This is a genomic window from Citrobacter sp. Cpo126, assembly GCF_030332445.1.
Classification (GTDB): Bacteria; Pseudomonadota; Gammaproteobacteria; order Enterobacterales; family Enterobacteriaceae; genus Citrobacter; species Citrobacter portucalensis.
The window spans coordinates 360,321-383,501 of record NZ_JAOWHT010000043.1 but is presented as its reverse complement, the minus strand read 5'-3'; the positions used below and the strand labels follow the sequence as shown (position 1 = coordinate 383,501).

Below are 23,181 nucleotides of genomic sequence, written 5' to 3'. Positions count from 1 at the left end.
ATGACACAACCTCTGTTAGCCATTGAAAATTTATCGGTAGGTTTTCGTCAACAAGAGACCGTGCGCACCGTAGTCAATGCCCTCTCACTACGGGTTGATGCCGGACAAACGCTAGCGCTGGTGGGCGAGTCTGGCTCGGGGAAAAGCGTGACCGCGCTTTCTATCCTACGGTTGTTACCGTCCCCTCCGGTAGTTTACCCTTCCGGGGACATCCGTTTTCATGGTGAATCATTACTTCACGCCAACGAGCAGACGCTTCGCGGCGTACGGGGGAATAAAATCGCCATGATTTTCCAGGAGCCGATGGTGTCACTGAACCCGCTCCACAATCTGGAAAAACAGCTTTATGAAGTGCTGTCGCTGCATAGGGGAATGCGTCGGGAAGCGGCGCGGGCAGAAATCCTGACCTGCCTGGATCGCGTTGGCATCCGTCAGGCGGCCAAACGTCTCGCAGATTACCCACACCAGCTGTCCGGCGGTGAACGCCAGCGTGTGATGATCGCCATGGCACTGCTGACACGACCTGAGCTGCTTATTGCTGATGAACCGACTACCGCACTGGACGTTTCCGTCCAGGCACAGATCCTGCAATTGCTGAGGGAACTACAGCGCGAGCTGAACATGGGATTACTGTTCATCACCCACAACCTGAGTATTGTGAAAAAACTGGCCGATACCGTGGCGGTCATGCAAAACGGCCAGTGCGTTGAGCAAAATAGAGCAGCACAGTTGCTCACTGCGCCAACGCATCCCTACACGAAGAAATTGTTAAACAGCGAACCTTCCGGCGACCCGGTACCTTTGCCTGTCGGGCAAGCTCCGTTGCTGGAAGTGGAAAAACTCCGCGTCGCCTTTCCTATCCGCAAAGGTATCCTGAAGCGCGTGGTGGACCACAACATCGTCGTTAACGACGTCAGTTTTTCCCTCCGGCCCGGTGAAACGCTGGGGCTGGTTGGAGAGTCAGGCTCCGGAAAAAGCACCACCGGGCTGGCGCTTCTGCGGTTAATCACCTCGCAGGGAAGCATTGTGTTCGATGGGCAGGCACTGCATACCTTAAATCGACGCCAGCTGTTGCCGGTCCGTCACCGTATTCAGGTGGTATTTCAGGATCCCAACTCCTCGCTGAACCCACGCCTGAGCGTGCTACAGATTATCGAGGAGGGGTTGCGCGTTCATCAGCCTACCCTGTCAGCCGAACAACGCGAGGCACAGGTGAAAGCGGTAATGGCGGAAGTGGGATTGGATAGCGAAACGCGACATCGTTATCCTGCGGAGTTTTCTGGCGGACAACGCCAACGCATTGCTATTGCCAGAGCATTGATTCTCAAACCTTCCCTGATCATTCTGGATGAACCAACATCGTCGCTCGACAGGACCGTACAGGCGCAAATCCTGACGTTGTTAAAATCCTTACAGGAAAAGCATCGGCTGGCTTATATTTTTATCAGCCATGATTTGCACGTAGTACGCGCATTATGCCATCAGGTTATTGTGCTACGTCAGGGAGAGGTCGTGGAGCAAGGGCAATGCGAGCACGTCTTTAACGCACCACAGCAGGCCTATACGCGTCAGCTGCTCGCGCTAAGCTGACGCTCAAAAAGGATTGTTGTTTGAAAACGGTTCTGCGATAGCCACGCCGAAGTTTTTCAGTCTGCAGGTCGCGGCAAATTCGTCCTGACGATTCACAAACAGGCACGGCTCTCCTTCACATTCCAGTACGGAACAAGGAACCTCGATATCACTGAGGGCCTGGCTGAGCTTATGCATGACTGACCACGCGCTGTCACCATCAGGACTGAGCAATTTGAGTGCCACCAGGCTGTTCTCATTACTCTGACCGTTTTGCGGAATCGGTTCAACTTTCGAACCTGCGAAACCCACCGACCAACGATAGCTCTGCGGCAGACGATGAACGATTGAGAGTTGTAATGTCATCACTTTCTTTCCCTGGAAGCACAATCGCTTCACAATTATTTTACATCAATATTAACACATCATTGACAATACGTCTTTAGACAGTTGGTAAACGTTTACATCCAGTACTTATGCTGCTTACAGAACCCAGTAATTAAATTTATTCAACGGTTCTGGCATATTTCCGGGCTATATGTACTCGTTTCTGCGATCTAACTCAACCTTTTTAACTACAATGATGTGACTTTTTACATAAATTGATTTTACATAAAATAAACATAAGCGGGGGAAATGATAGATTTGCGGTTGATGTACATCAACTCTGGAGACCTTATGGCCCCCAGGTTGTGTAATAGATCACCGTTTTTGAGCGCGACTGGCGTAAAGATAGAAGAGAATTGAGCAGGTAGCGCAAAATGCGATCGACCATATCATTGGCCAGGCCGAGTTAAAGGTCGCCAGAGACAACAGGGCCCCGACAATGGCGCCAATGCCAAAGCGGAATGTCCCAGCCAGCGATGACGCCGTTCCTGCCATATGCGGAAATTCATCCAGAATAACCGCCATGGCGTTTGATGACACCATCGATACACAGCCAACAAACGCCGCAACGCCAACGACCAGAGCCCAGAACCCCAGCCCAAACAGTGCGCTAAAGACCATCCATCCCGCCATCACGAACTGGATCCACAGACCGGTACGGAACATATTCAATGCCCCAACCCGACGCACAAAGCGACTGTTGATGATAGTCATCACGAACAGGAATACGATGTTCAGTGCGAAGTAATAACCGAAATGCTGCGGTGAAACGTGGTTGATCTCAATGTAAACAAAGGGTCCGGCGCTCAGAAACGAGAACATCCCGGCAAAGCTGAACCCGCTGGCCAGCATATAGCTCAGCACTCGTTTATGACGAAACAGCGAGGCAAAGTTGCCAATAGTGGTACGCAGGCGAAACGGCTGGCGACGCTCTACAGGCAGGGTCTCTTTGATCAGCGTAAAGATCATCACCGACGCCAGAACAGCCGCCATGGCGAGGATCCAAAAGATATAGTGCCAGCTAAGCCATACCAGCACCCAACCACCCACGATAGGTGCCAACAAAGGCGCAATTGTCGTGACCAGCATGACGAATGACATCATGCGTGAGAACTCTTCCTTCGGATAGATATCGCGCATCAGGGCGTTGATAACCACGCTCGCCGCCGCGGCAGCCAGACCGTGGAAGAAACGCATCACGATCAGTTGATCAATAGTTTGCGCCAGGGCGCAGGCCACTGCCGCCGCCGCAAACACCAGCGTTCCGCCCAGAATCACCGGCTTGCGCCCAATGCTGTCAGCCATTGGGCCATAGAGCAACTGCCCCACTGCAAACCCCAGAATATAGGTACTGAGGGTCATCTGCGCGCTACCCGCAGGCACACCAAACTGTTCTGAGATAACAGGTAGCGCCGGAAGATACATATCAATCGACAACGGCATCAGCATGGCTAACAAGCCAAGGATAAAGACTATGGCAATTGACGAGTTCTGCCGGGTGGTCACATTTAGCTCCTGAAATTAACGCGGGGTTAAGTTAACGCTGGCGATTTCTTCTTCGGTCAATGGACGGTATTCACCCGGCTCCAGATCGTCATCAAGCCTGATGTCACCAATTCGTTCACGGTGCAGTTCCACAACGTGGTTACCCACCGCGGCAAACATACGTTTTACCTGATGATAACGCCCTTCGCTGATGGTCAATCGCACCTGAGTTGGCGTAATGACCTCCAGAACAGCCGGTTTGGTCAGGTCTTTTTCATTATGCAACTGTACGCCATGGGCAAACTGCTCGGCGGTATCGTCTGCCACTGGCGACTCCAGCGTCACCAGATAGGTTTTCTCACAATGGTGACGAGGAGAGGTGATACGATGCGACCACTGTCCGTCATCGGTCATCAGTACCAGTCCGGTGGTGTCGATATCCAGACGCCCTGCCGCATGCAATTTGTAGGCAACCGGTTCATCAAGGAAATAGAGCACCGTCGGATGATCCGGATCATCGGTTGAGCAAACATAACCCTGAGGCTTATTCAGCATAAAATAGCGCGGGCCATTTTGTTGAACCAGGGAATTACCGTCATATTCGACGTCGTGTTCTGGTAGCAGCTTAAAGGCACTGTTTTTAACGATTTCACCGTCGACGGTAACGCGGTTAGCACGGATCTCACGCCCGGCAATAGCGCGGCTGACGCCGAGTTGCTGAGCGATAAATTTATCAAGTCGCATGAGTGTGATTTTTGCCTGTAAAAATACGAGAAGCGGGTTTACGCCCGAAAAGTGGGACTATTATCCGCCCAGTATAGCGGTGTTACACCATCCCTCAAGGGAAATGATTCATGGCATACTATACATTGTTGCTGTTTACCTTAATGAGCTCATGATTTTTACTCTTCGCCCGTACCAAAAAGAAGCCGTGGACGCCACGCTCAACCATTTTCGCCACCACCGCACCCCGGCGGTTATCGTCCTGCCAACCGGCGCGGGCAAAAGTCTGGTGATTGCAGAACTGGCCCGCGTGGCACATGGTCGCGTACTGGTACTGGCGCACGTCAAAGAACTGGTCGCACAAAACCATGCCAAATATTGTGCGCTGGGGCTGGAAGCCGATATTTTTGCCGCAGGCCTGAAGCGTAAAGAGAGCCACGGGAAAGTGGTCTTTGGCAGCGTACAGTCGGTAGCGCGTAATCTGGACGCCTTTCAGGGAGAATTCTCACTGCTGATCGTCGATGAATGCCATCGTATTGGCGATGATGAAGAGAGTCAGTATCAGCAAATCCTCACTCACCTGACTAAAGTAAATCCCCACTTACGTCTGCTCGGGCTTACCGCCACGCCTTTTCGTTTGGGCAAGGGCTGGATTTATCATTTTCATTATCATGGTATGGTGCGCGGCGATGAAAAAGCGCTGTTTCGCGACTGCATTTATGAATTACCGCTGCGCTACATGATTAAACACGGCTACCTGACGCCGCCAGAACGCCTCGACATGCCGGTCGTGCAGTATGACTTTAGCCGCCTGCAGGCGCAGAGTAACGGCCTGTTTAGCGAAGCGGATCTGAATCAGGAGCTGAAAAAGCAGCAACGAATAACGCCGCATATCATCAGCCAGATTGTCGAGTTTGCCCAAACCCGCAAAGGGGTGATGATTTTCGCCGCCACCGTTGAGCACGCCAAAGAAATTCTGGGCCTGCTGCCCGCTGACGACGCCGCGCTAATCACTGGGGATACGCCAGGCGCTGAGCGCGACGTGCTGATTGAAGAGTTCAAAGCCCAGCGCTTTCGCTATCTGGTGAATGTGTCGGTCCTGACCACCGGCTTTGATGCCCCGCACGTTGACCTTATCGCCATTCTGCGCCCGACGGAATCAGTTAGCCTTTACCAACAAATTGTCGGTCGTGGGTTGCGCCTTGCACCGGGTAAAACCGACTGTCTGATCCTCGATTATGCCGGCAACCCGCACGATCTGTACGCACCGGAAGTGGGTGCACCGAAAGGGAAAAGCGACAACGTTCCGGTACAGGTGTTCTGTCCTGCCTGCGGATTTGCAAACACCTTCTGGGGCAAAACCACGGCAGACGGCACGCTGATTGAACATTTTGGCCGCCGCTGCCAGGGATGGTTTGAAGATGATGACGGCCATCGCGAACAGTGCGATTTTCGTTTCCGTTTTAAAAACTGTCCACAGTGCAACGCGGAAAATGACATTGCTGCCCGCCGTTGTCGGGAGTGCGACACGGTGCTGGTTGACCCGGATGACATGCTGAAAGCCGCGCTCAGGCTCAAAGATGCGCTGGTCCTGCGCTGTAGTGGTATGGTGTTACAAAACGGGCAGGATGATAAAGGCGAATGGCTGAAAATCACCTATTACGATGAAGATGGCGCTGACGTCAGCGAACGCTTTCGCCTGCACACTCCCGCGCAGCGTACGGCCTTCGAACAACTGTTTATTCGCCCGCACACCCGAACACCCGGTATACCCTTACGCTGGATAACCGCCGCCGATATCCTCAATCAGCAGGCGTTGTTACGGCATCCTGATTTCGTGGTGGCGCGCATGAAAGGTCAGTACTGGCAGGTCCGTGAAAAGGTCTTCGATTATGAAGGACGCTTTCGTCGGGCACATGATTTACGCGGTTAATCGTACTTTTGATTGATGTACCTGCCGTTTGAGTATAGAATCTCGCCCGCTTTTGCATACGCAAAGCAGATCACTTACCTGTTGCTGGGTCGCCTGTAGCAGGAATTATTAAAGAGAGATTTAAATGTTTACTATCAACGCTGAAGTACGTAAAGAGCAGGGTAAGGGTGCGAGCCGCCGCCTGCGTGCCGCTAACAAGTTCCCGGCAATCATCTACGGTGGCGCAGAAGCCCCGATTGCTATCGAACTGGATCACGATGCAGTTATGAACATGCAAGCTAAAGCTGAATTCTACAGCGAAGTTCTGACCATCGTTGTTGACGGTAAAGAAGTTAAAGTTAAAGCTCAGGCTGTACAGCGTCACCCGTTCAAGCCGAAGCTGTCCCACATCGACTTCGTTCGCGCGTAATCGCAAACAAGTTGAAGAAAAACCCCGCCAAGGCGGGGTTTTTTTATGGGGTTTTGTCATCGATACTGATGGTTCTCGTCGACCGGATAAGGCGTTAACGCTCTCACCCGGCACACGGTTTTATTTCCCGCCTGACGTGCGGCGCTGCAGCTGGTCGCGCAGGTTCGGCGGCGTACCTTTGATGGTCAAGGTGTCCGTCGCCGGATCCCAGAAAATACGTTCACCCAGTAACATAGCGTCGAAGTTAATGGTTAACCCACCGCCGCTGCCGGCAAATTTGGTTAACTGACGCAGCGTACTGCGATCCGCAGGGAAGCTCTCTTCCAGCTCGTAGCCTTTATCAGCGGTAAATTCGCTGAAGCTGACTTCACTGACGCCGGAAAGCTCTTTAGACAGCGACTCCAGTTCGATCTCTTCACCAGCCTGCAACTGCTCGTTACAGTAGCTGTACACCTGCTGACGCACGTTCTGGCGTTCGGCTTTATCGAGTTGAGCCTCATTGGTAAAGTCATCGAGCGCCTGCAGCAGGCCACGGTTTTGTGCTTTGGCGTTCAGACCTTCGCTGGCACCGAGGAAATCCATAAAGAAATCGGCGACTTTGCGCCCTACCCGCCCTTTCAGGAACGTCAGATAGCGTGTGGACTCCGGATTGGTTTCCCACTCGGTTAAATCAATACGCGCCACGATGTCCGCATGATTGATATCCAGATAGTGCGTCGGGTTGATATCCAGATTTTCATTGACGCGCATGCTGCTTAAATTGTTCAGCACGGCGACCAGCAGATACTCTACCGCCAGATAGCGGTAATGGCAGAACAGGACAATGCCGCCGTCGGCAAAAGGATATTTCGCCAGCTCGTCCCGCAAGCGTCCGGTCGCGGCACGACTAAATGCCAGAAAATCCTCTTCGCCCTGACGCTGTAAACGCAGCGTTTGCGCCAGTTCACTCTCTTCGCTAAACAGGCCATAGGCTTTATTCTTGGCGCTATACACCCGATGCAACTCAGCCATCATATCGACAACCGTCGCTGTCGGTTCCAGTAATGAATCGCGCAAGACCAGCTCAAGGTTCTGCTCGTCACGTTTGATAAGCTGGTGCAGGGCAATCTGGTTGATATCCAGACTCATGATAAACTCTCCTTTTAGACCGGGCGGTATTCAACCACCTGCCGGGCAGTGACGCAATAGAAGATAAAAAAGCAGAAAAAAAACTGTCCGTACGGTAATATGTTGCCCTTTCATGAACAGACTGATTTCGATTTATGCCACAAATTTCCCGCTATAGTGACGAACACGTTGAACAACTGCTGAATGAGATGCTCAACGTACTGGAAAAACATAAGGCGCCGACCGACCTTTCCCTGATGGTTCTGGGAAACATGGTGACTAACCTTATCAATACAAGCATCGCACCGGCCCAGCGCCAGGCGATTGCCAACTCTTTTGCCCGCGCATTGCAGTCTTCGGTAAACGACGACCAAGCGCATTAAGAGCCTGCTCCGGGGAAACGAACAACAGTTTATGGTAACTCATCGTCAGCGCTACCGTGAGAAAGTCTCCCAGATGGTTAGCTGGGGGCACTGGTTTGCCTTGTTCAACATTCTGTTGGCCATGGTTCTCGGTAGCCGTTACCTGTTTGTCGCCGACTGGCCGACAACCCTTGCAGGTCGTGTATATTCCTACCTGAGCGTTGTCGGGCATTTTAGCTTTCTGGTGTTTGCCACCTATCTGCTAATCCTGTTTCCCCTGACGTTTATCGTCATGTCCCAGAGGCTGATGAGATTCTTATCAGCTATTCTGGCGACGGCTGGCATGACGCTGTTGTTAATCGACAGCGAAGTTTTCACTCGCTTCCACCTGCACCTCAACCCGATCGTCTGGGAACTGGTCATTAACCCTGACCAGAATGAAGCGGCGCGTGACTGGCAACTGTTGTTTATCAGCGTGCCGGTTATCCTGTTAATAGAAATGTTGTTTGCGACCTGGAGCTGGCAAAAGCTGCGCAGCCTGACGCGTCGTCGCCATTTCGCCAAACCGTTAGCGGCATTCTTCTTCGTTTCTTTTATCGCCTCGCATGTGGTGTATATCTGGGCAGATGCCAATTTCTATCGCCCGATTACCATGCAGCGCGCAAACCTGCCACTCTCTTACCCGATGACGGCGCGTAAGTTTCTGGAAAAACATGGCCTGCTGGATGCGCAAGAGTATCAGCGTCGCCTGATCGAACAGGGCAATCCGGAAGCGGTTTCCGTGCAGTACCCGCTCAGCGAACTGCACTATCGCGATATGGGGACTGGCCAGAACGTTCTGCTGATCACCGTAGACGGCCTGAACTACTCACGCTTTGAAAAACAGATGCCTGCGCTGGCTGAGTTTGCCGGGCAGAATATCTCCTTTACGCGTCACATGAGCTCAGGCAACACCACGGATAACGGGATCTTTGGCCTGTTCTATGGTGTATCGCCAAGCTACATGGACGGTATTTTGTCGACCCGAACGCCTGCGGCGCTGATCTCTGCACTGAACCAGCAGGGTTATCAGTTAGGGCTATTCTCCTCGGATGGCTTTACCAGTCCGCTTTATCGTCAGGCGCTACTGTCAGATTTCTCCATGCCGAGCGTGCAAACGCAATCAGACGAACAAACCGCAAGCCAATGGATTAACTGGCTGGGACGCTACGCGCAGGAAGATAATCGCTGGTTCTCCTGGGTCTCCTTTAACGGGACAAACCTTGATGACAGTAACCAGAAGAACTTTGCCAAACGCTACGCCAGCGCCGCTCAGGATGTGGATGCCAATATTAACCGTGTTCTTAGCGCCCTGCGCGACTCGGGTAAACTGGACAACACGGTGGTGATTATTACCGCGGGTCGCGGTGTGCCGCTGACTCAGGAAGAGAACAACTTTGCCTGGTCGCGCGGTCATCTGCAGGTTCCTCTGGTGATTCACTGGCCGGGAACACCTGCCCAGCGTATCAATAGCCTGACCGATCATACAGACCTGATGACGACGCTGATGCAGCGCCTGCTGCATGTCAGCACGCCGGCTAACGAATACTCGCAGGGGCAGGATTTGTTCAATGCTACACGTCGCCATTACTGGGTGACCGCCGCCGACGGCAGCACGATGGCAGTGACTACGCCAGAGATGACGCTGGTGCTGAACAACAACGGAAATTATCAGACCTATGATTTACGTGGCGAGAAAATAAAAGATCAGAAACCGCAGCTCAGCCTGCTGCTACAGGTTCTGACGGATGAGAAACGATTTATTGCTAACTGATTAATTATAAATCAGTTAGTGAGGCATCCTCTTGCATTCGTAGCGGAAAGCAGTAGTATTAGCAGCCATAGCGTCGGCACGTAGCGCAGCCTGGTAGCGCACCGTCATGGGGTGTCGGGGGTCGGAGGTTCAAATCCTCTCGTGCCGACCAAAAATCCCCAAAAAAACCAACCCTTGTGGTTGGTTTTTTTATGTCTGCGATTCCGCATTCCTGAGTTTTACAGCAGCCTTCAGCACAGGTTTTACTACTTACCCATGCACAAATTGGGGTAAAATTCATCCTCTCATCAGCGCGATGAATCTGGACGATTGATGCGCTGAAAACAATAATGATACTAATAAAAGCTCAGGAGAATAGTATGCCTGAAGTAACGCCTTTTCGGGTGCTGATTGTCGACGACCACCCGCTCATGCGGCGGGGAATTAGTCAATTATTGCAACTGGATCCCGCATTTGACGTAGTCGCTGAAGCAGGCGACGGCGCAAGTGCTATCGATCTGGCAAACCGTCTGGACCTTGATGTGATCCTGCTGGATCTCAATATGAAAGGTATGAGCGGGCTGGACACCCTGAATGCGCTGCGTCGGGACGGCGTCACCGCGCAAATTATTATTCTTACCGTATCGGATGCCGCCAGCGATGTGTACGCCTTAATTGATGCCGGCGCGGATGGTTATTTACTGAAAGATAGCGATCCCGAAGTCTTGCTGGAAGCCATTCGTAACGGCGCAAAAGGTGGTAAAGCGTTTAGCGCTCGTGTTAGCGAATATCTGCGCGAACGTGACCTGTTTGGTGCGCAGGAAGATCCATTCAGCATTCTCACCGAACGCGAGCTGGATGTGTTACACGAGCTGGCTCAGGGGCTGTCGAATAAACAGATTGCGTCGGTACTGAATATTTCCGAACAGACGGTGAAGGTGCATATTCGTAACCTGCTGCGCAAACTCAACGTGCGTTCTCGCGTTGCTGCCACCATCCTGTTTTTGCAAACACGCGGCATGCAGTAATCAATGAGATGCCGGATGGCGACGCAACAGCGTCTTATCCGGCCTACAAAGCACGCACAGGCCCGAAAGCAGCATGCCTTCGGGCAATCTGGACTCTTACTTCTCCTGCGGCGTTAGCTGCTCCATCGCCTGCTTAATGCTGCGTTCTATCACCGCCCGACGGGTATCATTGGCCGGTAATAATTTCAGCATCATCTCCCATGCCGCAACCGCCTCACCAAAGCGCTGCTGTTCAAAAGCGTTAAACGCGTACATGCTGAGAACCCGCACGTTGGCATGTTCACCGCGCACCAGCTGGCGTAACAGCTCCCCTCCCCTGCGATTATCGTCAGGATCGGATGAACGGGTCAGTGCTTCCGCATAACCCAGCGCCGCATCGCTGTTTTTAGGATCCAGTCGATAGGCATTGGCATAGGCTTCAGTGGCCGTACTGGCGTTACCGAGTACCATGCCAATACGCCCAAGCATGATCCAACCTTCAACGTTTGTAGGATCGGCTTGTAAACGCGTGCGCAGCCCCAGCGCCAGACGTGTCATATCTTCTTCATTGAGCGGGTCAGCTTTCGGATCCAACGCGCGTTCCAGCAGCGCCGGAGCCTGAGCGGTGGCCTGCTGCCAGACCTGAACCTGCTTATAGCTGCCGGTTTCATAATAGCTCACCGCGCCAACGATCAGCGCCACCACGATGCCGGGCACAAACAACCCAAATCCACCGCGCTTGCCATCCGGGATAACGTCGTCAGGAAACTCTTCAAGCTTCACCCGGACGCGTCGGCGAGTACGGGCAAAAATAATCCAGCCGCCCAAACCAATCGCTACCACCGGCATCACCCACAAAAGCACAGTAAGCGGCGTCAACGGCGGATCGTAGGTGACAAAGTTGCCGTAGCGCGCCACCATATAATCGACAATTTCTTTCTGGCTTTTCCCTTCCTGCATCAGTTCGTACACTTTCTGGCGCAGGTCGGTGGCAATCATCGAGTTAGAATCGGCGATACTGTTGTTCTGACATTTAGGACAGCGCAGCTGTTCGGTAAGCTGACGGAACTGCTGCTCCTGCGCTTCATCCTTAAACTGCATCACATCGATGGTCGCCAGCGCAGATCCCGAGATAACCAGCATCAGCAGGCCCAGTAAAAATCTCATTGCGCAGCCTCCTTACTGTACTTATCCCACAACGGTTTGATCTCGCTCTCCCACACCCTGGCATTCAAATCACCGGCATGGCGATAGCGAATAATACCTTTACCGTCGATCAGGAACGTTTCCGGCGCGCCGTACACGCCAAGATCCAGACCGAGCATACCGTCGCCGTCAAACAGGCTTAATGAGTAAGGATTGCCCAGCTCTTTCAGCCAGACAATGGCTTTCTGACGATCGTCTTTATAGTTCAGACCCACCACCCGCACGCCTTGTGCAGATAGCTGGTTCAGATACTGATGTTCGGCGCGACAGGTCGGGCACCAGGTCGCCCAGACGTTCAGCAGTACCGGTTTGCCCTGGGTCAGCACATCGGCCTGATAATGCTGACCCGGATTCTCCAGCGACTCCAGGCGAAATGTCGGAACGGGTTTGCCGATCAGCGCCGATTCCAGATTCGTGGGATCGTCTCCCTGAGCGTTACGCGCCAGCTGCCACAGCAGCGCCGCTGCAATGATCAGAAAAATAATAAACGGAATTAACAGTGCGTTGCGCTTCATACAGCCTCCGACGCATTTTTTTGCACCGCGGCGCGAGGACGCGTGCGCTGACGATAGCGTGGATCAAACAGGCAGAACAATCCGCCCAGCGCCATCAGCAATCCTCCGGCCCAAATCCAGCGAATAAACGGTTTGTAGTACAGACGCACAGCCCATGCGCCGTTATCCAGTTCTTCACCCAGCGCGGCGTACAGATCGCGCGTGAGCCCGCCGTCAATTGCCGCTTCGGTCATCATCGAACTGGTGCTGTTATAGAAGCGTTTTTCCGCATGCAGCGTGGCTTCCGGTTTACCATCTCGGGTAACGCCAATAATGGCGACACCACCGCGGTAGTTAGGTCCGGTAATATCTTTCACTTCGCGGAACGTGAACTGATAGTTATGGATACTGACGCTATCACCTGCTTTCATGCGCACATCGCGTTCAACGCTGTAGTTCTGGCTAAAGGCAATACCGACAATAGTTATCGCCAGCCCAACGTGGCCCGACACCATGCCCCAATAGCTTGGTGTTAATTTCGTTCCGCGGGAAACACGCAGGAATGCTTCGGACATCGCCAGCACGAATATCCAGCATGCCATCGCCAGCCCAACCACCGTCATAGCGGCAATGCGATCCTCAAACAACCACGGCAGCAGCAGCGACAGAACAAGCGTGGTGACAAACGCGATAATCAGTAACGTTTTCAGTTTACGCGGTCGGTCACGGCCCCAGCGCACTAATGGCCCAATTCCCAGCAACAGCGCGAACGGCGCCATCAGCCAGGTAAACATGGTGTTGAAGAACGGTTCACCAATCGAAATACTGCCCAGACCCAGCTGTTTGTGCACCAGCGGCAGCAGCGTGCCCAAGAGCACCACCAGCATGGCGGCAATCAGCAGAACGTTGTTGCCCAACAGCAGAGATTCACGCGACCACAGCGCGTTGTTCACCCGTGAGCGGACCTTGTGACCGCGCACCGCAAACAGCAGCAGGGAGCCGCCAATCACCAATACCATAAAGGCCAGAATAAACATCCCGCGCGACGGATCGGAGGCGAAGGCATGCACCGATACCAGCACGCCGGAGCGTACCAGGAAAGTACCCAATAGGCACAGCGAGAATGCGCAGATTGACAGCAGCAGCGTCCAGGCTTTAAAGCTGGCACGCTGTTCGGTTACCGACAGCGAGTGCATCAGCGCCGTTCCCACCAGCCATGGCATAAACGAGGCGTTCTCAACCGGATCCCAGAACCACCAACCGCCCCAGCCCAGCTCGTAATAGGCCCAGGCCGAACCGAGCACAATACCCAGCGTCAGGAACACCCACGCCGCCAGCGTCCACGGACGCGAAAAACGGGCGAAGGTACTGTCCAGTCGTCCGCTCATCAGCGCGGCAATCGCAAACGCAAAGGCCACGGAGAAGCCGACATACCCCATGTACAGTAACGGCGGATGGAAAATCAGTCCCGGATCCTGCAATAGCGGGTTCAGGTCGCGCCCTTCAATAGGGAAGTTGGGCAACGTACGGGCAAACGGATTGGAGGTAAACAGAATAAACAGCAGAAAGCCAACGCTTACCATCCCCATTACCGCCAGCACGCGGGCAACGATGTCCAGCGGCATACGCTGGCTGAATGCCGCAACGGCGAACGTCCAGCCGCTCATCAGCAAAACCCATAGCAGCAGAGAGCCTTCATGGGCACCCCAGGTTGCTGCCACCCGATACCAGACCGGAAGCTGGGTATTGGAGTTGCTGGCAACGTAGGTGACGGTAAAGTCATTAACCACGAAGGCGTTGACCAGAATCAGGAACGCCCCCATCACGCAGATAAACAGAACCCAGGCAAAAGGCCGCGCGGAGGCCATCATTCGCACGTCGCCGCGCGCTACGCCCCACAGCGGATAGACCGACAGTAGTAACGCCACGCCGAGCGCAAGGCACAACAGCGCATTGCCAATTTCAGGCATCATGACGTTTTATCCTTATAAACACTTTCCGGGCGACGATGGTTTTCCTGCATCGCTTTTTCGACTTCCGGCGGGGTGTAATTCTCATCATGTTTGGCAAGAACCTCTTTGGCCTGCACATGATTTCCTTCGTCCAGTTCGCCCTGAACAACGACACCCTGCCCTTCGCGGAACAGATCCGGCAGAATGCCTTCGTAGGTGACATCCACCACACCTTCGGCGTCATAGATACTGAAATTCACCTTCAACGACTGCGGATCGCGCTTTACGCTACCGGGCATCACCATTCCGCCCACGCGCAGGCGCTGACCGACTTCGGGCATCTGCTGCGTTTCGCGCTTACCGTAGAGTATCTCTCCCGGCGTATAGAACAGGTCAATATTAGAACGCAGCGCATAAAGCACCAGCGTAATGGTCAATGCCAGACCCGCCAGTACCGCACAGGCTATCCATAACCGATTTTTACGTCGAATATTCACGCCGCCTCCCGTTGCACTTGCGCCGCACGCATACGCGCTTCTCTCGCCCGCTGCTGCGCCACACCGCGTAAAATTGCGCGATGTTGTAACGCGGAATGCAGTACCAGCACCACCAGCGGGATAACGCTCATCGCTACGGCAAGCCAGACATACAAGGCGTAGCCGCCCATCGCGAAAAAATCACTCCATGATGCAAATGCAGGGGTCATTGGCGGCCTCTTTTTAAGATCAGTTCGCTCACCCACGGGCGGCGTTTTTCCATCATCAAAATCAGGTTACGCATGCGCATCAGCGCCAGCGTGACAAACAGTAACAGGTAGCCGACGATCGCCAGACGCAGCGGCGTACGCATCGCCGGATCGATGCTTTGCTGCATGCGGGTAGAACCCTGATGCAGCGTATTCCACCACTCAACCGAATAGTGGATAATCGGTAAGTTGACCACGCCAATCAGCACCAGAATACCGGCGGCACGACCTGCCAGACGGCGGTCGTCAAAGGCATGCCACAGCGCAATGGCACCCACGTAGAGAAACAGCAGCACCAGTTCAGAGGTGAGTCGGGCATCCCAGACCCACCAGGTTCCCCACATCGGTTTGCCCCATGCGGAGCCCGTCACCAGCGCAATAAAGGTAAACACTGCACCAATCGGCGCCATCGCAGCCAGCGCCAGATTGGCCATTTTCATCTGCCAGACCAGGCCGATAAACGCGGCAACGGCCATCGAGGCATAAATGCCCATCGACCAGATTGCCGCCGGAACGTGCAGATAAATAATGCGATAGCTCTGTCCCTGCTGATAGTCCGCAGGCGCAAAACCAAAGCCCCAGCCCCATCCCGTTATCAGTACCACCGCGCTGGCAATCGCCAGCCACGGGATAAACCAGCCACAGATCTGATAGAGCCGAGGGGGCATCGCCAATTGATGAAGTGTTTTCCACATAGTTCAGTCACCAGACTCCATAAATTAAAATCCGTTGTGCCAGAGCACCTTGCCCGGCCTACACATCTAATTCTCGTTACTGCACGCTTATCCGTAACGCCGCGGCTGTGGCAAACGGGCTTAACGTGGCGCTGCCGACCAGCAACGCGCCCAGAATTGCCATGTACCCTTCAACCGGTAAGTGCATAGAAGCCGCATCCATCGCGGCGGTTGCAAAAATCAGTAAGGGTATGGTGAGCGGGAGCACCAGCACGCTTAACAACACGCCGCCGCGCTTTAAGCCCACCGTCAGCCCCACACCCGGCGCACCGAGGAAGCCCAGCGTCGGCGTTCCGAGTAACAACGTCAGCGCCATAATTTTCCAGCCGTACATATCCATGCCCAGCAGCAGCGCCACTAGCGGCGAGAGAATCAACAGCGGCAGGCCGGTCACGACCCAGTGCGCCATCACTTTCGCCAGCACCACGGCCGGTAGCGGTAACGGCAGCAGCATCAGTTGCTCAAGGCTGCCGTCCTGCAGATCATCACGAAACAGGCGTTCCAGCGCCAGCAATGACGCCAGCAGCGCCGCAACCCAAATGATGCCCGGCGCAATGCGCGCCAGTAGCTGCGGCTCCGGCCCAATGCTTAGGGGGAACAGCGTAATAACAATCAGGAAGAACCATAAAGGATTGGCGATTTCCGCACTATGACGAAACGCAACTCGCAGTTCTAAACGGAAGATTCGCCACATCATTGCGTTGCCCTCTCGCTGGTCAGCGCAATACGTCGCACTTTATCGGTTTCGACATTGAGCGGTTGGTGGGTGGTGAGAATAACAATACCGCCCTGCTCCGTATGCTGCGCCATACGCTGAGTCAGTCGCTCAACGCCGTTCACATCAATGGCGGTAAAGGGTTCATCGAGGATCCACAGCCGGGCGCGGGTCAGCCACAAACGGGCCAGCGCCACGCGCCGCTGTTGTCCGGCGGAGAGCTGGTTCACCGGAATATCTTCATATCCGGCAAGTCCCGCCTGTGCCAGCGCAGCCAGACACTGTGCAATGTCGCCGTCATGATGGAAGAAACGCAGGTTCTCCAACGCCGAAAGCCGGGTTTTTATCCCCGGCTGATGTCCGATCCACAGCAGTTGCTGATGGTAGCTGTCCCGCACGTGATGCAGCGGCTGCTCTTGCCAGCAAACCTCCCCTGCATCGGGACGCGCCAGCCCGGTAAGCAACCGCAGCAGAGTAGTTTTCCCTGCGCCGTTGCTGCCGGTAATTTGTACCCATTCCCCTGCGTTGACGCGAAATGACAGATTGCTGAACAGTATTCTGTCATCTCGCTCGCAAAGTAATTCTCTGGCTTCAAGCATACCTGGTTATCTACATCCTGTTAAAAGCCCGGTTTGACTTCGCGCATATCAGGCAGTTTGTGCGCTATCCCTTTATGACAGTCAATACAGGTTTGCCCGTCTTTCACGGCCTGGTCGTGCATTTTGGCCGCAACGCCTTTCTGGGCGGTTAAATCCATAAACTCGAAGTTGTGACAGTTTCGGCACTCTTGCGAATTATTATCTTTCATACGCCGCCACTCATTTTGCGCCATCGTCAAACGATGGTCTTCAAATTTCTGCGGTGTATCTATCAGCCCCAGTGCTTTCGCGTACAGCTCTTTACTGGCCTTGATCTTACGAATCATTTTCGGGCCCCACTCATGCGGGACGTGGCAATCAGGGCAAGTCGCTCGCACACCACTGCGGTTGTTGTAGTGTACGGTTTCCATGTATTCCTGGTATACCGTATTGCGCATTTCGTGACAGCTAATGCAGAACTCTTCTGTATTGGCCTTTTCCATACCGGTATTAAAGCCGCCCCAGAAAATAATGCCGCCCACAAAGCCGATTAACAACAGCGTGCCGAGCGCCAGACGGCTGGGGCGACGCCACCATTGCCAGACGCGCTTAATCCAGCCTGGTTTACGGTTAGAATTTTCCATAATGACCTCTTATTTCCCGTAACCTTTCGAGGGGGTGAAGGTATTTTCAACAATCGGCGCGGCGTCAGCCTGCGGAACGTGACATTGCAGGCAGAAATAACGACGCGGCGCAACTTCAGCCAATACCTTGCCGTCGCTGTCCATAAAGTGCGTCGGACTGATGCGCGGCGCACCGGTAGTGCGATAGCTTTCCACACCGTGGCATTGCAGGCAGCGGTTAGTGTTAGTCGTCACCTGATACCCTTCAACGCTATGCGGAACCATCGGCGGCTGATTCACATAGTTCAGCGGCATGCGCTCTTGCTCTTTCGGCATGCGAATCGCCCCTTCCTGTGTTCCTGAGACTTCCGGTGACTGGCTCAGATCCACTCCATTTGCAGCCCAAACGGCCCCACTGACGACCAGGGCAAGCAGGGCCGTCCATTGACACAGCGTCTTAATCAGGTCATGGCTTTTCATGATTTCGCTCCCGAACTCCATCGTGTTGTTATTGTAAAAACATCCTCAGAACAGACATCCACGCAGCGACCGCAGGCCATGCAATCGCGGCTGGTTACCTGCACCGGACTTTGCTCATCCAGCACCGGCGCACGTAGCACATGCGGTTCCGGGCAAACATGAAAACAATCCATACAGCGGTTACATCTGTTACGTTCTTTTGCCGAAACGGTTAATGCCCCTTTGCTTCCCACCACGCTATACAGCGCACCCAGTGGGCAAAGATGCCCGCACCAGCCATGCTCAACGACCAGTAAATCAAATAAAAACAGCGCGAGGATCAGCAGCGCTCCGCTACCGAATCCCATTACCAGGCTCCGTCCAAGCAGAGAGACTGGATTTATCCACTCCCACAAAAGCGTACCGGTCAGGGCGGAACCGACCAGGATAACCACCAGCAGGACGTACCGTATATGGCGCGGCAGGGTTGCGGACTGATTCAGGTCAAACCTTCTGCGCAACCAACTGGCTAAATCGGTAACCGGGTTCATGGGACAAACCCAACTGCAAAACAGTCGCTTACCGGCCAGGGCATACAGCACCGTGATGATAGCTGCTCCCGTTAACGCCACCGTCGCCGGCAGATGCCCGCTGGCCAGGCTTTGCAGAGTAATCAGCGGATCGGTGAACGGGATAGCGTCCAGCAACAGGCTGCTACTGTAGTTGCCATGCAGGATCCACACGCCAAGCCACGGGCCGCTGAGGAACATCGCCAGTATCAGAAATTGACTCAAACGACGCAGCAGCAGCCAGCGATGACTCTTCCACCATCCTTTTTTTGCCTGCGCTTCACGCCCGGCATCACGTTTACGATTTGCCATTGTTCCCCTCCAGCCAACCGAAGCGGTAATGGTGTCCTAACTCCCCTTTCGCCAGCGACAGCGGCAGTACTTTTATTGCTGGCTGTTCCAGTACGCAGACTTTTTCGCATTTCCCACAGCCGGTACAGGCATCGCTGTGCACGGTCGGAATAAACCGCGCATGCTTGCCGGTACGCATATTGCGGTCCAGCTCCAGGGTGATCGCCTCATCAATTTTCGGGCACTCGCGATAGCAAACGTCGCAGCGCAATCCCTGATAGTTGAGGCAGTTTTCGTGATCCAGCAGTACCGCCAGCCCCATACGCGAATCGTCAATGGATTCAATTTCCCTGTCCAACGCGCCGCTCGGGCAGACTTTGGCACACGGAATGTCCTCACACATTTCGCAAGGAATATCACGGGCGACAAAATATGGCGTACCGGCCGCCAGCACGGAGGCCAGCGTTGCCAGCTTCAGCGTGTCATAGGGACATGCCTGAACGCACTGACCGCAACGTACGCAGGCGCTGGCGAATGCCTCCTCGCTCAGTGCACCAGGCGGGCGCAACCGCACGCCGGTTGCGCGTGCGGTTTGTTGTTGCAACCCCAGCGCCACGCCAACAACGGCCAGCCCGCCCGCTGCGCGAACCATATCGCGCAGAAAGCGGCGGCGGCCATTTTGGGGTTTTGCTGACCGGGACATAACGCGTTACACCTTCGCCAGTTTCACGGCGCACTTCTTGAAATCCGTCTCTTTGGAGAGCGGATCCGTCGCATCCAGCGTCAGGTTATTCACCAGCTGTGCGGCATCGAAGAACGGCATGTACACCAGCCCCTGCGGCGGACGGTTACGACCGCGTGTTTCAACAATCGAAATCACTTCGCCACGACGGGAAATCACTTTGACCTTATCGCCACGGCGCAGATCGCGTGCTTTTGCATCCAGCGGGTGGATAAACAGCACGGCTTCCGGGAAAGCACGGTGCAGTTCAGGCACACGACGCGTCATACTGCCGGTATGCCAGTGTTCCAGCACTCGTCCGGTAGACAGCCACAGGTCATATTCTTTATCCGGCGCTTCAGCAGCAGGCTCAAATGGCAGCGCGAAGATAACCGCTTTACCGTCCGGTTTACCGTAGAACTTGTAGCTTTCACCTGCTTTCACGTAAGGGTCGTTGCCTTCGCTGTAGCGCCACTGGGTCTCTTTACCCTCAACGACCGGCCAGCGTAAACCGCGCGCTTTGTGGTAATCGTCAAATGGCGCAAGATCGTGCCCGTGACCGCGGCCAAACCAGGCGTACTCTTCGAACAACCCTTTTTGCAGATAGAAGCCCAGCTCGCGGGATTCATCGTTCAGTTGATCTTCAGCCAGTTCAGTCACTGGGAATTTCGTTACTGCTGGCGTAGCAAACAGCACGTCATAAAGCGTTTTACCGCGCAGTTCCGGTTTTTGTGCCAGCAGGTCTTCCGGCCATACTTCTTCTGTTTTGAAGCGACGAGAGAACTGCACCAGTTGCCACAGATCCGATTTCGATTCGCCCGGCGCTTTAATTTGCTGACGCCAGAACTGTGTACGACGTTCTGCGTTACCGTAGGCACCTTCTTTCTCTACCCACATCGCGGTCGGCAGGATCAGGTCAGCCGACAGGGCGCTGATCGTCGGGTACGGATCGGAGACGATGATGAAATTACGCGGATCGCGCCAGCCCGGCATACGCTCTTCGTTGATGTTCGGACCGGCCTGCATGTTGTTAGTACACATCGCCCAGTAGACATTGAGCTTGCCATCTTTCAGCGCACGGTCTTGCGCCACGGCGTGCAGACCAACTTTTGCCGGAATGGTCCCTGACGGAATATTCCAGTGCTTCTCGCAGATATCGCGGTGTTTTTCGTTCGTTACCACCATGTCCGCAGGCAGACGGTGGGAGAACGTACCGACTTCACGCGCGGTGCCGCATGCGGAAGGCTGGCCGGTCAGAGAGAACGGGCCGCAGCCTGGCTGGGAGATTTTGCCGGTCAGCAAGTGCAGGTTATAGACCAGGTTGTTGGCCCACACGCCGCGGGTGTGCTGGTTAAAGCCCATCGTCCAGTAGGAAATAACTTTTTTCTTCGGATCGGCATACAGCTGCGCCAGCTGTTCCAGCTGATCTTTCGGTACGCCGGTCATTTCGGCGGTTTTATCCAGCGTGTACTCAGCAACGAAGGCTTTGTAATCCTCAAAGCTCATCGGTTCAGAAGCATCGGATCCCGGGTTTTTCGCCGCTTTTTCCAGCGGATGGGTTGGACGCAGACCGTAGCCGATGTCCGTCACGCCTTTACGCAAGTTAACGTGCTTGCTAAAGAAATCCTGGTTAATCGCATTGGTTTGAATAATGTAGTTCGCGATGTAGTTGAGGATCACCAGATCGGTTTGCGGCGTGAAGACCATACCGTTATCCGCCAGCTCAAAGCTGCGGTGCTGGAAGGTGGAAAGAACCGCGACGTTAACATTAGGATCGGACAGACGACGGTTGGTGATGCGCGACCACAGGATCGGGTGCATCTCCGCCATATTCGCGCCCCACAAGACGAAGGCATCCGCATGTTCGATATCGTCATAGCAGCCCATCGGTTCATCCATACCAAAGGTACGCATAAAGCCGACTACCGCTGAGGCCATGCAGTGACGTGCGTTCGGGTCGATGTTATTGGAACGGAAACCCGCTTTAAACAATTTGGCAGCGGCATAACCTTCCCAAATCGTCCACTGGCCAGAGCCGAACATACCGATAGACTCAGGGCCTTTCTCTTTCATCGACGTTTTGAATTTCTCTTCCATCACGTCAAAGGCCTGGTCCCAGCTAATCGGGGTGAACTCGCCTTCTTTGTGATACTTGCCGTCTTTCATGCGCAGCATCGGCTGCGTTAAACGGTCTTTTCCGTACATGATTTTCGGCAGGAAGTAACCTTTGATGCAGTTAAGCCCACGGTTAACCGGCGCATCCGGATCGCCCTGGCATGCCACAACACGCCCTTGCTGCGTTCCGACCAATACGCCACAGCCCGTCCCGCAAAAACGGCACGGGGCTTTGTCCCATTTGATGGCTTCTTGCTGACCGACTACCGCGCGGGCAACGCCCGGCACGCTTAACCCGGCAGCCGCCGCAGCGGCCGCAACGGCGTTAGCTTTCATAAAGCTACGACGACTGAGTTTCATGGTGTTTCCTCACCTTGCTCATCCTGCTGGTGATAAACCAGCGACACCGCCAGTACGCCCGCAACGTTGCGTACTGACTCAATTGTTTTCATTAGCGTTTCACTTTGCTCAGCTTCCACCACCACAATCAACTGACCACTTTCCACATCGCTGAGTGCAACTTCGCAACCGGGAAAGGAACGCAACTGCGTGGCGATATCGTTGATATGCTGGCTTTTGGCCTGAACGACCAGGCTGCAGACCTGCCAGTTATTGTCCATGGTTGTACTCCGCGTTAATGGCTGATACCGGGCAGATAGCGACACAGGCGCCACATCCGTTACAGTCCTGATTGTCGAGCTGCGGCTGATAAATGCCGGAAAGCGTGGGGCGAAAGGTTATTGCCATGGGCTCACAGCTATCCTGACAGCGGTGACATTCAACGGACTGATGTGCGAGACAGTTTTCCCCAATCGTAAAATTCAGATCCCATGCCCTGGTGTGGCGCGGAAGAAAAAGTGATTCGGGACAGGCTTCTGCGCAGGCATAGCAAAAGCTGCACTCGCCGTGTTTGAAATTTACGCTCGGGTAACCACCCTGGCCTCGCTGCAGGATGTCGGTTTCGCACGCCTGGATGCAGGCGTCACAACGGAGGCAATGGGCCGGAAAGTGAGAGTCTTCCTTGCTCCACGGCGGACGAATCCCTGCGCTGGCGTTTCGCCAACTGCCTGTCAACATGCCTCGACGGGATAAATCAACCATGACATTGTCCTTCCATAATGACGCCCTCCCTCGGCGGGTTGAACGACATAAAAAACTGCACTATTTATGAGTAGTTATTTTTAGCCGTAAGATATTTCAGGATG

The 23,181-nt window shown here is 54.2% G+C and carries 25 protein-coding genes and 1 tRNA gene; 7 read left to right on the top strand and 19 right to left on the bottom strand.

Translation table 11 applies throughout. The features are described from left to right. Nucleotides 1–1,590, top strand: coding sequence for a microcin C ABC transporter ATP-binding protein YejF (gene yejF, locus OGY17_RS22375; protein WP_267441451.1), 1,590 nt, complete (start codon nucleotides 1–3; stop codon nucleotides 1,588–1,590). A gap of 3 nt (nucleotides 1,591–1,593) precedes the next feature. Here yejF and OGY17_RS22370 read toward each other — a convergent pair whose 3' ends face one another. The 3 genes from OGY17_RS22370 to rsuA all read right to left on the bottom strand — a co-directional run bounded on the left by OGY17_RS22370 (nucleotide 1,594) and on the right by rsuA (nucleotide 4,185). Further along, on the bottom strand, nucleotides 1,594–1,938 hold the full coding sequence (locus tag OGY17_RS22370) for a YejG family protein (protein WP_085951589.1): 345 nt from the start codon (nucleotides 1,936–1,938) through the stop codon (nucleotides 1,594–1,596). 333 nt (nucleotides 1,939–2,271) lie between these two features. After that, complete coding sequence (locus tag OGY17_RS22365; RefSeq protein ID WP_003834584.1) at nucleotides 2,272–3,462, bottom strand: Bcr/CflA family multidrug efflux MFS transporter; 1,191 nt, start codon at nucleotides 3,460–3,462, stop codon at nucleotides 2,272–2,274. Between the two features lie 15 nt (nucleotides 3,463–3,477). After that, nucleotides 3,478–4,185, bottom strand: a complete 708-nt coding sequence (gene rsuA, locus OGY17_RS22360; RefSeq protein WP_008785291.1) for a 16S rRNA pseudouridine(516) synthase RsuA — start codon at nucleotides 4,183–4,185, stop codon at nucleotides 3,478–3,480. 151 nt (nucleotides 4,186–4,336) lie between these two features. Between rsuA and radD the strand changes: the two genes are divergently transcribed. Further along, nucleotides 4,337–6,097 (top strand): DNA repair helicase RadD, encoded by a 1,761-nt coding sequence (radD, locus tag OGY17_RS22355; protein WP_286608366.1) that lies wholly within the window; start codon nucleotides 4,337–4,339, stop codon nucleotides 6,095–6,097. Nucleotides 6,098–6,221: 124 nt separating this feature from the next. Beyond that, a complete protein-coding gene (rplY, locus tag OGY17_RS22350; protein ID WP_003027502.1) occupies nucleotides 6,222–6,506 on the top strand; it encodes a 50S ribosomal protein L25 in 285 nt (94 codons plus the stop codon). Between the two features lie 120 nt (nucleotides 6,507–6,626). Here rplY and yejK read toward each other — a convergent pair whose 3' ends face one another. Beyond that, entirely contained in the window at nucleotides 6,627–7,634 is a 1,008-nt protein-coding gene (gene yejK, locus OGY17_RS22345; RefSeq protein ID WP_048234884.1) for a nucleoid-associated protein YejK, read from the bottom strand. Nucleotides 7,635–7,768: 134 nt separating this feature from the next. Here yejK and OGY17_RS22340 point away from each other — a divergent pair, with 134 nt between their 5' ends. The 4 genes from OGY17_RS22340 to narP all read left to right on the top strand — a co-directional run bounded on the left by OGY17_RS22340 (nucleotide 7,769) and on the right by narP (nucleotide 10,795). Continuing rightward, the gene (locus tag OGY17_RS22340; RefSeq protein ID WP_003027506.1) at nucleotides 7,769–7,996 is read left to right on the top strand and encodes a YejL family protein; all 228 of its coding nucleotides are present in this window, start codon (nucleotides 7,769–7,771) and stop codon (nucleotides 7,994–7,996) included. 31 nt (nucleotides 7,997–8,027) lie between these two features. Next, the gene (gene yejM, locus OGY17_RS22335) at nucleotides 8,028–9,788 is read left to right on the top strand and encodes an LPS biosynthesis-modulating metalloenzyme YejM (protein ID WP_003834595.1); all 1,761 of its coding nucleotides are present in this window, start codon (nucleotides 8,028–8,030) and stop codon (nucleotides 9,786–9,788) included. Nucleotides 9,789–9,862: 74 nt separating this feature from the next. Then, a tRNA-Pro gene (locus OGY17_RS22330) sits at nucleotides 9,863–9,939 on the top strand. Between the two features lie 208 nt (nucleotides 9,940–10,147). Continuing rightward, the gene (gene narP / locus OGY17_RS22325) at nucleotides 10,148–10,795 is read left to right on the top strand and encodes a nitrate/nitrite response regulator protein NarP (RefSeq protein ID WP_003834605.1); all 648 of its coding nucleotides are present in this window, start codon (nucleotides 10,148–10,150) and stop codon (nucleotides 10,793–10,795) included. A 96-nt stretch (nucleotides 10,796–10,891) separates the two neighbouring features. On the opposite strand, the gene OGY17_RS22320 is transcribed toward narP, so the two are convergent. The 15 genes from OGY17_RS22320 to napF form a co-directional block, all read right to left on the bottom strand. Further along, nucleotides 10,892–11,941, bottom strand: a complete 1,050-nt coding sequence (locus OGY17_RS22320; protein WP_032944027.1) for a cytochrome c-type biogenesis protein CcmH — start codon at nucleotides 11,939–11,941, stop codon at nucleotides 10,892–10,894. Further along, nucleotides 11,938–12,495, bottom strand: coding sequence for a thiol:disulfide interchange protein DsbE (gene dsbE, locus OGY17_RS22315; RefSeq protein WP_003834613.1), 558 nt, complete (start codon nucleotides 12,493–12,495; stop codon nucleotides 11,938–11,940). The genes OGY17_RS22320 and dsbE overlap by 4 nt, the downstream gene beginning before the upstream one ends. After that, nucleotides 12,492–14,447: a heme lyase CcmF/NrfE family subunit gene (locus tag OGY17_RS22310; RefSeq protein ID WP_204558305.1), complete on the bottom strand. Its 1,956-nt coding sequence runs from the start codon at nucleotides 14,445–14,447 to the stop codon at nucleotides 12,492–12,494. Before OGY17_RS22310 ends, dsbE begins: the two co-directional genes overlap by 4 nt. Further along, nucleotides 14,444–14,923 carry a cytochrome c maturation protein CcmE gene (gene ccmE, locus OGY17_RS22305; protein WP_003834619.1) on the bottom strand — a complete coding sequence of 160 codons (480 nt, stop codon included), beginning with the start codon at nucleotides 14,921–14,923 and terminating at the stop codon, nucleotides 14,444–14,446. Before ccmE ends, OGY17_RS22310 begins: the two co-directional genes overlap by 4 nt. After that, on the bottom strand, nucleotides 14,920–15,132 hold the full coding sequence (gene ccmD / locus OGY17_RS22300; RefSeq protein ID WP_020996676.1) for a heme exporter protein CcmD: 213 nt from the start codon (nucleotides 15,130–15,132) through the stop codon (nucleotides 14,920–14,922). The genes ccmE and ccmD overlap by 4 nt, the downstream gene beginning before the upstream one ends. Next, nucleotides 15,129–15,866, bottom strand: coding sequence for a heme ABC transporter permease (locus OGY17_RS22295; RefSeq protein ID WP_008785297.1), 738 nt, complete (start codon nucleotides 15,864–15,866; stop codon nucleotides 15,129–15,131). The genes ccmD and OGY17_RS22295 overlap by 4 nt, the downstream gene beginning before the upstream one ends. A gap of 76 nt (nucleotides 15,867–15,942) precedes the next feature. Beyond that, nucleotides 15,943–16,602: a heme exporter protein CcmB gene (ccmB, locus tag OGY17_RS22290; RefSeq protein ID WP_003027542.1), complete on the bottom strand. Its 660-nt coding sequence runs from the start codon at nucleotides 16,600–16,602 to the stop codon at nucleotides 15,943–15,945. Beyond that, a complete protein-coding gene (ccmA, locus tag OGY17_RS22285; RefSeq protein ID WP_008785298.1) occupies nucleotides 16,599–17,219 on the bottom strand; it encodes a cytochrome c biogenesis heme-transporting ATPase CcmA in 621 nt (206 codons plus the stop codon). Before ccmA ends, ccmB begins: the two co-directional genes overlap by 4 nt. A gap of 20 nt (nucleotides 17,220–17,239) precedes the next feature. Continuing rightward, nucleotides 17,240–17,842 (bottom strand): cytochrome c-type protein NapC, encoded by a 603-nt coding sequence (gene napC / locus OGY17_RS22280; protein ID WP_003027548.1) that lies wholly within the window; start codon nucleotides 17,840–17,842, stop codon nucleotides 17,240–17,242. Between the two features lie 9 nt (nucleotides 17,843–17,851). Further along, a complete protein-coding gene (gene napB / locus OGY17_RS22275) occupies nucleotides 17,852–18,301 on the bottom strand; it encodes a nitrate reductase cytochrome c-type subunit (RefSeq protein WP_003834627.1) in 450 nt (149 codons plus the stop codon). After that, nucleotides 18,298–19,161 (bottom strand): quinol dehydrogenase ferredoxin subunit NapH, encoded by an 864-nt coding sequence (gene napH / locus OGY17_RS22270; protein ID WP_003027552.1) that lies wholly within the window; start codon nucleotides 19,159–19,161, stop codon nucleotides 18,298–18,300. The genes napB and napH overlap by 4 nt, the downstream gene beginning before the upstream one ends. After that, entirely contained in the window at nucleotides 19,148–19,843 is a 696-nt protein-coding gene (gene napG, locus OGY17_RS22265; protein WP_286608363.1) for a ferredoxin-type protein NapG, read from the bottom strand. Before napG ends, napH begins: the two co-directional genes overlap by 14 nt. A gap of 6 nt (nucleotides 19,844–19,849) precedes the next feature. Next, nucleotides 19,850–22,336: a nitrate reductase catalytic subunit NapA gene (gene napA / locus OGY17_RS22260; RefSeq protein ID WP_286608361.1), complete on the bottom strand. Its 2,487-nt coding sequence runs from the start codon at nucleotides 22,334–22,336 to the stop codon at nucleotides 19,850–19,852. Further along, nucleotides 22,333–22,596, bottom strand: coding sequence for a chaperone NapD (napD, locus tag OGY17_RS22255; RefSeq protein WP_003027560.1), 264 nt, complete (start codon nucleotides 22,594–22,596; stop codon nucleotides 22,333–22,335). Before napD ends, napA begins: the two co-directional genes overlap by 4 nt. After that, the gene (gene napF / locus OGY17_RS22250) at nucleotides 22,586–23,077 is read right to left on the bottom strand and encodes a ferredoxin-type protein NapF (protein ID WP_286608359.1); all 492 of its coding nucleotides are present in this window, start codon (nucleotides 23,075–23,077) and stop codon (nucleotides 22,586–22,588) included. Before napF ends, napD begins: the two co-directional genes overlap by 11 nt. Nucleotides 23,078–23,181: the final 104 nt, after the last annotated feature.

Bases quoted from the DNA above. Each gene is read 5' to 3' on its own strand.
- yejF (WP_267441451.1), top strand. From the start codon at position 1: ATGACACAACCTCTGTTAGCCATTGAAAATTTATCGGTAGGTTTTCGT.
- rsuA (WP_008785291.1), bottom strand. From the start codon at position 4,185: ATGCGACTTGATAAATTTATCGCTCAGCAACTCGGCGTCAGCCGCGCT.
- radD (WP_286608366.1), top strand. From the start codon at position 4,337: ATGATTTTTACTCTTCGCCCGTACCAAAAAGAAGCCGTGGACGCCACG.
- rplY (WP_003027502.1), top strand. From the start codon at position 6,222: ATGTTTACTATCAACGCTGAAGTACGTAAAGAGCAGGGTAAGGGTGCG.
- yejK (WP_048234884.1), bottom strand. From the start codon at position 7,634: ATGAGTCTGGATATCAACCAGATTGCCCTGCACCAGCTTATCAAACGT.
- OGY17_RS22340 (WP_003027506.1), top strand. From the start codon at position 7,769: ATGCCACAAATTTCCCGCTATAGTGACGAACACGTTGAACAACTGCTG.
- yejM (WP_003834595.1), top strand. From the start codon at position 8,028: ATGGTAACTCATCGTCAGCGCTACCGTGAGAAAGTCTCCCAGATGGTT.
- narP (WP_003834605.1), top strand. From the start codon at position 10,148: ATGCCTGAAGTAACGCCTTTTCGGGTGCTGATTGTCGACGACCACCCG.
- OGY17_RS22320 (WP_032944027.1), bottom strand. From the start codon at position 11,941: ATGAGATTTTTACTGGGCCTGCTGATGCTGGTTATCTCGGGATCTGCG.
- dsbE (WP_003834613.1), bottom strand. From the start codon at position 12,495: ATGAAGCGCAACGCACTGTTAATTCCGTTTATTATTTTTCTGATCATT.
- OGY17_RS22310 (WP_204558305.1), bottom strand. From the start codon at position 14,447: ATGATGCCTGAAATTGGCAATGCGCTGTTGTGCCTTGCGCTCGGCGTG.
- ccmD (WP_020996676.1), bottom strand. From the start codon at position 15,132: ATGACCCCTGCATTTGCATCATGGAGTGATTTTTTCGCGATGGGCGGC.
- OGY17_RS22295 (WP_008785297.1), bottom strand. From the start codon at position 15,866: ATGTGGAAAACACTTCATCAATTGGCGATGCCCCCTCGGCTCTATCAG.
- ccmB (WP_003027542.1), bottom strand. From the start codon at position 16,602: ATGATGTGGCGAATCTTCCGTTTAGAACTGCGAGTTGCGTTTCGTCAT.
- ccmA (WP_008785298.1), bottom strand. From the start codon at position 17,219: ATGCTTGAAGCCAGAGAATTACTTTGCGAGCGAGATGACAGAATACTG.
- napC (WP_003027548.1), bottom strand. From the start codon at position 17,842: ATGGAAAATTCTAACCGTAAACCAGGCTGGATTAAGCGCGTCTGGCAA.
- napB (WP_003834627.1), bottom strand. From the start codon at position 18,301: ATGAAAAGCCATGACCTGATTAAGACGCTGTGTCAATGGACGGCCCTG.
- napH (WP_003027552.1), bottom strand. From the start codon at position 19,161: ATGGCAAATCGTAAACGTGATGCCGGGCGTGAAGCGCAGGCAAAAAAA.
- napG (WP_286608363.1), bottom strand. From the start codon at position 19,843: ATGTCCCGGTCAGCAAAACCCCAAAATGGCCGCCGCCGCTTTCTGCGC.
- napA (WP_286608361.1), bottom strand. From the start codon at position 22,336: ATGAAACTCAGTCGTCGTAGCTTTATGAAAGCTAACGCCGTTGCGGCC.
- napD (WP_003027560.1), bottom strand. From the start codon at position 22,596: ATGGACAATAACTGGCAGGTCTGCAGCCTGGTCGTTCAGGCCAAAAGC.
- napF (WP_286608359.1), bottom strand. From the start codon at position 23,077: ATGGTTGATTTATCCCGTCGAGGCATGTTGACAGGCAGTTGGCGAAAC.